9 protein-coding genes and 1 pseudogene are annotated in these 6815 nt (G+C 35.3%); 1 reads left to right on the top strand and 9 read right to left on the bottom strand.

Annotation, left to right across the window (positions count from 1 at the left end; genetic code table 11):
• Together ABYD77_RS16760 and ABYD77_RS16765 are read right to left on the bottom strand one after the other, a co-directional pair.
• A partial coding sequence (locus ABYD77_RS16760; RefSeq protein ID WP_372771245.1) for a hypothetical protein occupies nucleotides 1–180 on the bottom strand: 180 nt, incomplete at its 3' end.
• Between the two features lie 226 nt (nucleotides 181–406).
• Nucleotides 407–991 carry an exonuclease domain-containing protein gene (locus ABYD77_RS16765; RefSeq protein WP_372771246.1) on the bottom strand — a complete coding sequence of 195 codons (585 nt, stop codon included), beginning with the start codon at nucleotides 989–991 and terminating at the stop codon, nucleotides 407–409.
• Between the two features lie 160 nt (nucleotides 992–1151).
• On the opposite strand from ABYD77_RS16765, the gene ABYD77_RS16770 reads away from it, so the two are divergent.
• Nucleotides 1152–1493 carry a hypothetical protein gene (locus tag ABYD77_RS16770; RefSeq protein ID WP_372771247.1) on the top strand — a complete coding sequence of 114 codons (342 nt, stop codon included), beginning with the start codon at nucleotides 1152–1154 and terminating at the stop codon, nucleotides 1491–1493.
• Between the two features lie 101 nt (nucleotides 1494–1594).
• Here the strand turns inward: ABYD77_RS16770 and ABYD77_RS16775 are convergent, their stop codons facing one another.
• The 7 genes and pseudogenes from ABYD77_RS16775 to ABYD77_RS16805 all read right to left on the bottom strand — a co-directional run.
• On the bottom strand, nucleotides 1595–2008 hold the full coding sequence (locus ABYD77_RS16775) for a hypothetical protein (protein WP_372771248.1): 414 nt from the start codon (nucleotides 2006–2008) through the stop codon (nucleotides 1595–1597).
• A gap of 274 nt (nucleotides 2009–2282) precedes the next feature.
• Complete coding sequence (locus tag ABYD77_RS16780; protein WP_372771249.1) at nucleotides 2283–3632, bottom strand: zonular occludens toxin domain-containing protein; 1350 nt, start codon at nucleotides 3630–3632, stop codon at nucleotides 2283–2285.
• Nucleotides 3629–3940: a DUF2523 family protein gene (locus tag ABYD77_RS16785; protein WP_372771250.1), complete on the bottom strand. Its 312-nt coding sequence runs from the start codon at nucleotides 3938–3940 to the stop codon at nucleotides 3629–3631. Before ABYD77_RS16785 ends, ABYD77_RS16780 begins: the two co-directional genes overlap by 4 nt.
• On the bottom strand, nucleotides 3940–5454 hold the full coding sequence (locus ABYD77_RS16790) for a hypothetical protein (protein ID WP_372771251.1): 1515 nt from the start codon (nucleotides 5452–5454) through the stop codon (nucleotides 3940–3942). Before ABYD77_RS16790 ends, ABYD77_RS16785 begins: the two co-directional genes overlap by 1 nt.
• Nucleotides 5455–5599: 145 nt before the next feature.
• Entirely contained in the window at nucleotides 5600–5803 is a 204-nt protein-coding gene (locus tag ABYD77_RS16795; protein ID WP_372771252.1) for a hypothetical protein, read from the bottom strand.
• Between the two features lie 228 nt (nucleotides 5804–6031).
• Nucleotides 6032–6340, bottom strand: coding sequence for a hypothetical protein (locus tag ABYD77_RS16800; RefSeq protein WP_372771253.1), 309 nt, complete (start codon nucleotides 6338–6340; stop codon nucleotides 6032–6034).
• A gap of 30 nt (nucleotides 6341–6370) precedes the next feature.
• Nucleotides 6371–6815, bottom strand: a pseudogene (locus ABYD77_RS16805) (replication endonuclease); the annotation flags it as partial.

Below are 6815 nucleotides of genomic sequence, written 5' to 3' on the forward strand. Positions count from 1 at the left end.
AGCCATTCGAGCAGTATTAACACCAGATTCTTCAAGCTCTTGAAAATCGCAGCTATAACCGCGATAAATATCAATATTATTTTCACTTGGGTAAACTGCCTTATGAGTGTTAGTAACTACACCTAAACCGTTTAATGATTGTTTTGCTTTATATGCAGGATCTAAAACTTGATTAAGCATTTTTAAATCCTTTTTTTGACTTTATTAACTCATCATTTGGAATAACAAGTATCATCAAAAATACAAAAACAGCACAGAATATAGACGTACCTATTGTATAAGTAATATACGCGTGAACTTGATCAATGTTTTGATGCTCAAGAGCCAAATTAAAACCATAAATAATTACTAAATAAGTAAATATGATTAACAAAGTAAAAATTAAAACAAAATATTTAAACATTATTTAACCCTCACAAATATTCATAAATTTATTCATAAGGGCGAGAGTCATTTGACAGTCACCGAGTGCGCGGTGAGCTGTAAAATTTTTAGTATCTATATCTTGTTGAGCGCAGGCATTAGTAAGACGTTGCCAACGGTAAGACATACGACCGTAACGATCTTGTAATTCGCCGTAATATTCAGCGTAATTTAGCATAATGCAGCAAACATCAAACGCAGTATTCCAGCAATGCTTATCAAAATCTAAATGCACATTAAATGATTGATTTAATAAACGGGTATCATAACCAGAGTTATAAATACAAAGTGTTTTACCTGATAGAGCTTCTTGTATTTTTAAACCAAGGTCGATAATTGTCGGGGCATTAGCAACCATATCATTAGTGATGTTATGTATATTGATTGCTTCTTGAGGAATTTTCATTTCTGGATTGACAAGGGTATCAAGTAAAACATTACCAAAACCATCAATAATCGAGATTTCACAAACACGGGCATATTCATCTAAGCCAGTAGTTTCAGTGTCGAGTACAACTATATCAGAGCGATATAAATCAAATTGATTTTTCTTAGCTGGTAAATTCATAAATATTTCCTTATCAAATCCGTCTTAAAATTGACCATATGTCAAATTTGATATTTAGCCTAATGTCAAAAATGACATGTGTCAATATGTCAAATATGATATTTTCTTAAATATGAATTTTAATTTTTTATACTTATAATTAATTTATTAAGGAGGTTATATGGCTTTTAGTAGCGATCTAATTGATAAATATAAAAGTTTTAAGGGTTACACACAGGACAAGCAAGTCTTATCAGATGTAGAGAATTTACATCAAGGTAACTTATCAAAAATAAGAAAAGGTGAAAGACACTTAACAGCTAATCAAGTGATATTCATTGCTGAAAATATGAGTATTGATGTTAAAGAAGCTTTATTGCAATTAGCTTTAGAAAAATCTAAATCAAAAGAAGAGTCTAAAATTTGGAATGAAGTTATAAAAAAGATTAGTGCTGCATGTGCGATTGTTGGTCTATGTATAGGACTTGCAGCAGAACCAGAAAGTCAGGAGGCTTTCAATTAGACCGTATAACCTCTAATGTATATTAAAGTTAAACAGGGAATCGAAAGATTCCCTTTTTAATTCATATATTTATGCTAATTCATAAATTGTCATTTTATCAATTAGATAGCTTTTTTTGATAGTTTGGCAACTATGTCTAATAAATCATTTTGTATTTCTTCACTATTTGAAATTTTTTCTAATTCCGCAATTCTTTTTCGTGCGTTTTTTAATTGTTGCGTTGTTCGATGTGCAACCCATTTATAATTATGTAAATAGGCTATTTCGCCAGAAGTGGCCTTGCCAGATGAAGAGTGTAAAACCCCGTTTTTATCTATATACATATCGCCCCAACCATGACTATTTGGTAGATAACCTCGATACATAATATCAACTAATATTTTAACAGTGGGGCAGACGTTACCCGTTTTTAAATAGCGCCTTATTTGTCGAGACGATTTACCTAATGATTTTGCGGCTAGTTCATAGTCAGAAGAAAAAAGTGTATAAAATTGAATTTGAAAATCCTTAACCATTGTTTTAACTCCTTATTTTTGGCTAAGGCTGAAAAATAAAAGTATTGTCTTAACAATAGTATTAAACGATACAACGGCTTGGCTTAGCAAGGGGCGAACCAGCCATATTTTTTTAAATTTAGGGTATTTTGCCAGTTTAGATATGATGAACGAGTTTAGTTATGTAGTGGTTTAGCATCAAGGGGCAAGCCCCTTAATAAACCCCAAAAGTGCAAAATTAAAGTACAGCTTTAAACAGGCAGTCGGTGCTAACGGTCGCCCCTGCCTGCCTGTTTTAAAAAGCTTCTAAAATTATTTCTTTGTTTGAATATTGGAGAACAGGCATAGAACCAAGCAAATCAATTTTATAACCAAGACGCTCTAAATAGTCTTGTTTTAAAAGTCTAACAATAGGTTCTTCGACAGCTTTATCAGTCTGACGTTCTTCACCGTCAATAGTAAATGTTTGTGTATCTTTTTTAATTTGAGTATCACCAGTTACGCAATTAATCATGTGTTCGACATCAACCAAGTTACCACGTTTAATTATTTTATGACCTGCGTATTCATAAGATTTACAGAGTTTAGATAAAGGATGAATTACTTTATCAGTATACAAAACTTTTTTATCAGTCTGTTTTAAAAAGTTGGTTTGTGTTTGGGTTTGCTGAACTGGTAAGTTTTGCGTTTTTTTATCTTTGGTTTTATCAGTGCCTATGGGGTTAACATATAGGTTTTGATACAGGCCATAAAGACAAAGACCAATTATAGCGAGTACAACTAGGCCCAAAAAAAGTATAGGCGGCATTTTGAATCTTGAAGTATGTTCATCAGCAGACCAATAGACACCATAGTATGATTTATCACGGTTGAATTGCGTTTTTATACATAAATCCCTATCCCGTGGATTATCAGTATTAAATTGCCTGTCTTTTTCGAAGCGTGTTACACGCTGAGAGCCGAACAACTGATAATAGTGTACGTGTTTGTTAGTTGTCTTTTGTATGTGACTATCTAAAAACGTGTAATGCTGTGTGATTAAATGTATATCAAAACCACTATGTCTGTGAGTTTGAAATTTTGTATAGTGAAGCGGTCTTTTTGCACTGTTTGCTAAAGGTGGAAAATGGTCTTGACATTCATCAAAAACAGCAATAGCGCCATTAGGTAAGTCATACCAAGTATCAACTGAATGAGTCATCGTCCAGTGATAGTTTAAGAGTTTTAAACCGTCAATTGTTACATCATCAGCATTAGAAATATATTCTTCAAGCGGTTGTAGATTGGATTTTGGATAACAACGCTTACACCAACTAACAAACAAATCTATAGCAGCTGCGGTATCATATTGAGCATAACGACTAGACAACCACGGAAAATCCGACAATTCACAAAGTCTATTTTGTGAATGTATATCCTTGATTTTATCACTATATGTTTTTTGCTGTTTAGTACCTAAGACTTCCGGCCATATAACACCGTAAAAAAAACCTTGAAAGGAATTACAAACATCAATATCTAAAAGAAACGCTTTTATATTGTTATAAAATTTTGTTTTTTGAGTAGTTCGCGCATCTTGGCAAATTTCTTTAATCGTATTTAACGTTTTGCCTGCACCTGGGACACCAGTTCTTAAATAAATCATTGTGGCAGACCTTTAAATTTTAATGATTGTTTAGAACCAGAGCGAATACCTAGCAAAGTAAAGACAGCGGCATAAGTACCAAAAATGATAGAAACAGCTACATCAAATTGAGCGAGAGAAAGCACACCGATAAATTCCGCAGGCATTGCACCGACATAAGCACCCATTTGTTGGAATGCGTAGTCGATAGTGAAAGAACCGAGATTATAAACAACAACACCAAAGCCAGCGGAAAACAAAACTTGTATAACTAGGTGAGGTAAAAGCGCTGCAAGCGCTGTAAAAAAAGCTTGAATTAAAATAGGCATTACGCAGATAGTCCTCTAATTAAAATACGAGCTGAATGAATCCAAGAACCTAATACAAGTAGATAGCCAAACGCTTTTATTAGGTCGATTATGTGAGTGAAATCAAGGCAAAGTTCTTTACCAAATGTAAGAGAAATACATTTTTGTGCTTCTAAAGTCGCAGAAGGAATTAAACCAATGTAATTTTGACGATAATTTTCTAAATCAATAGTTTCAACAGGCAAATCATAACCTTCACCAGTTCCAATCCCAGTGCATTCTTCGGGAGTACCAACACAATCACCATCACCAGTACCACCACCATCACCAGTACCACCATCACCAGTACCACCATCACCAGTACCACCATCACCAGTACCACCACCAGTACCAGTACCAGTACCACTTTGTTTTGCAATTAAATCGTCTAACTTGGCTATTAATTCATCGTGTGTATAAGTTTGCTGTTTATTTTGATCAAGTTGTAGTTTGGCAACATCACGAACAACTTCAACTAATTTATCAGTGTTGCGCGTTTCAACATCAACCATCTTGTTATGCAAATCTTTTTCATTTTGAATAATATCTAAGCCAGAGTTTTCAACTTGTGCTTCAATGTTGCCCATATAACAGTTGGGATCAGAACCGTCACAGGTTTGTTTGTTAGCTTTGGGAGAAGGCGTATCATCAACTTTAGAATTATCATTATTAATTGTTGAATCAGGTACTAAATCTGATTCATCAGGTGGAGGTGTGTTTGCAGTACCGTCACAATTTAAAAAAGGCTGCCCATTATCAAGTAGTGAAGATACACACGAATCAACATCAGATAAATTAGCAATTTTTTTGTTGGGATCTAGATACGGAGCACAATGAGAACCTAATGATGTACCGCGTGAAGTGCTGGGACTAACAATTTGATCTAAAGTAACAGACACAGCGCAACCGTCATTACAATATACACCCGATTCTGAAAATGGCTCAGCATTGCCATATTTAACAACATACATTTCTTGAGTTTCGCCAGCTTCGGGACAATCACGAGGATGACAAATATTTGGATCGCCAATCATATGACTAACAGACTTTGGATAATAACCAACAGGACAAGTATCAAAAGATTCAAGGCACCATTTCTCTCCGTGAGAATCAACGTACTCATTTTTATGTTTGGGATGATTTAAAGGCGGACAACCCTCTTTATACAAATCTGATTTATAAAAACTTGCAAGCTGATTAGTACCACAAAAGCGTTGCGAATTATCAAAGTAATAAGATATTGAACCAGTACTACTAACTGATGAAGTAACGGGACAAGGCTGATCAGCAAAAGCTTGTTCTACTTTTTCTTTACAAGCTGCGGCTGCTCCATCTTGCATTTCAATTTTAAAACGATATGTAGACTCACAAAAATAAACTGGTTGTGCTTCAAGCTGTTTACGTGTGTACCAGTTCAAATCACTAGGCCAGTCGGGAGGAGGACTGGCAAAAGAAAAGGCACTTACAAGCGCCAATAAAAAAATTATCAATCGCATATAAGCGCCTTAAAAAATAAAACAAGCAGCTGGGAGCAAGCTTAGAATAAGATAAAGTTAATCATCAAATAAAATATACAGTACTAATAAACCAGAGAGTATTAGTACTGCGTCTGCGGTTAGCAGATACATAAATAACTAGTAATTAGTTAAATGCCATACCTTTAAGCCACTTCCAAACGATGGCTACAAAAGCAGCACCGAGTAATGCACCACCGATAATTGCAGCGTTAGTAGCAAAATCAGTTGTAAAAGTACCAGCGGCAGCAGTTGCATCAACAGCAGCAGAAGCAGTGCCAGCAGCCACAAAGCCAGCTAAACCAGCCATAATTTTAATTGCTTTATTCATAATAAAGATTTCCATTGTTAAAGTTTATTTAAAACCATTCGTCGGAGCGCTCTCCAACAATAGGCAAGTAACAAAGCACTGATTATTGGAGGCAATAAAACAGTGCTAAATGTCTCGTAAGTTAGAGCTATCGGCATTTCATAAGTGATAATTTCTAACTCAACGGGACAAATCTTTTCGACTGGCTCAACAGGGCAAACAGCTAAATATTTAGAGCCAGACATTTAATTAAGCCTTTGTGCTAACTGAGTGTAAGCGGAAGCCTTTCCAAGCCATTTGATTAACTACGTTTGAACCCTCGTAATATTCAAGATTAAGTAGGGCAGGCTTTAAACCCCATCCGTTAGGATCTGATTCAAGCTTTTGAAGTTGCTTATATTCTTCACCAGCGTATTGTTCAGCTGTGACTTTAACGTCAATAATTTGTGCAGGGTTTTTGGTGTGAAACTTAAACTTTGCACTAGGCGGCAAAGGTCGGTTATCACGGTCTGTATTGTTTACAACTTCTAAATCTGTAATTGCGCCTTCGATTTGCATTTTTATGCTCCTTAAAATTATTGGTTACAGTTAATGACACAAGTCCAAGTGCTGAGGGCTGTCGCCCTCAACATAAGGAATACAACTCGATAGAGCGTCATAATCTGCAAATAAACATTGATATTGTTCATCTTGACGAACGCACGATTCAATGAAATCTAGTTCTTGCTGTGATGGTCTAAATAGCAGATCCATTTCATAAGCTTCATCAATCCACTGAACAGCGTTAATCATTAATTTACGTTGTGTTTCTATTAGCTTTTTACTTGCAATGGTTGGTGAACCTTTACGAGTAATTACAACCAAAGCATCCCACATAACACCAACGGGGCGATTTACAGCTTTATCACCGTACTTTGTTTGAGAACGTGATATTTCACCTGTTATGGTGTCTATGATGTCTGGTATCTGATAATGAATGCGACATGTTTGATCTTCGCGTTTAACTTGAATACCACCCATTGCGATACAGAAC

The sequence above is a fragment of the Pseudoalteromonas sp. genome (genome assembly GCF_041629635.1).
Classification (GTDB): Bacteria; Pseudomonadota; Gammaproteobacteria; order Enterobacterales; family Alteromonadaceae; genus Pseudoalteromonas.

Coding starts and splice junctions, on each gene's coding strand:
- ABYD77_RS16765 (WP_372771246.1), bottom strand. CDS start 991: ATGAATTTACCAGCTAAGAAAAATCAATTTGATTTATATCGCTCTGAT.
- ABYD77_RS16790 (WP_372771251.1), bottom strand. CDS start 5,454: ATGCGATTGATAATTTTTTTATTGGCGCTTGTAAGTGCCTTTTCTTTT.
- ABYD77_RS16785 (WP_372771250.1), bottom strand. CDS start 3,940: ATGCCTATTTTAATTCAAGCTTTTTTTACAGCGCTTGCAGCGCTTTTA.
- ABYD77_RS16775 (WP_372771248.1), bottom strand. CDS start 2,008: ATGGTTAAGGATTTTCAAATTCAATTTTATACACTTTTTTCTTCTGAC.
- ABYD77_RS16800 (WP_372771253.1), bottom strand. CDS start 6,340: ATGCAAATCGAAGGCGCAATTACAGATTTAGAAGTTGTAAACAATACA.
- ABYD77_RS16795 (WP_372771252.1), bottom strand. CDS start 5,803: ATGAATAAAGCAATTAAAATTATGGCTGGTTTAGCTGGCTTTGTGGCT.
- ABYD77_RS16770 (WP_372771247.1), top strand. CDS start 1,152: ATGGCTTTTAGTAGCGATCTAATTGATAAATATAAAAGTTTTAAGGGT.
- ABYD77_RS16780 (WP_372771249.1), bottom strand. CDS start 3,632: ATGATTTATTTAAGAACTGGTGTCCCAGGTGCAGGCAAAACGTTAAAT.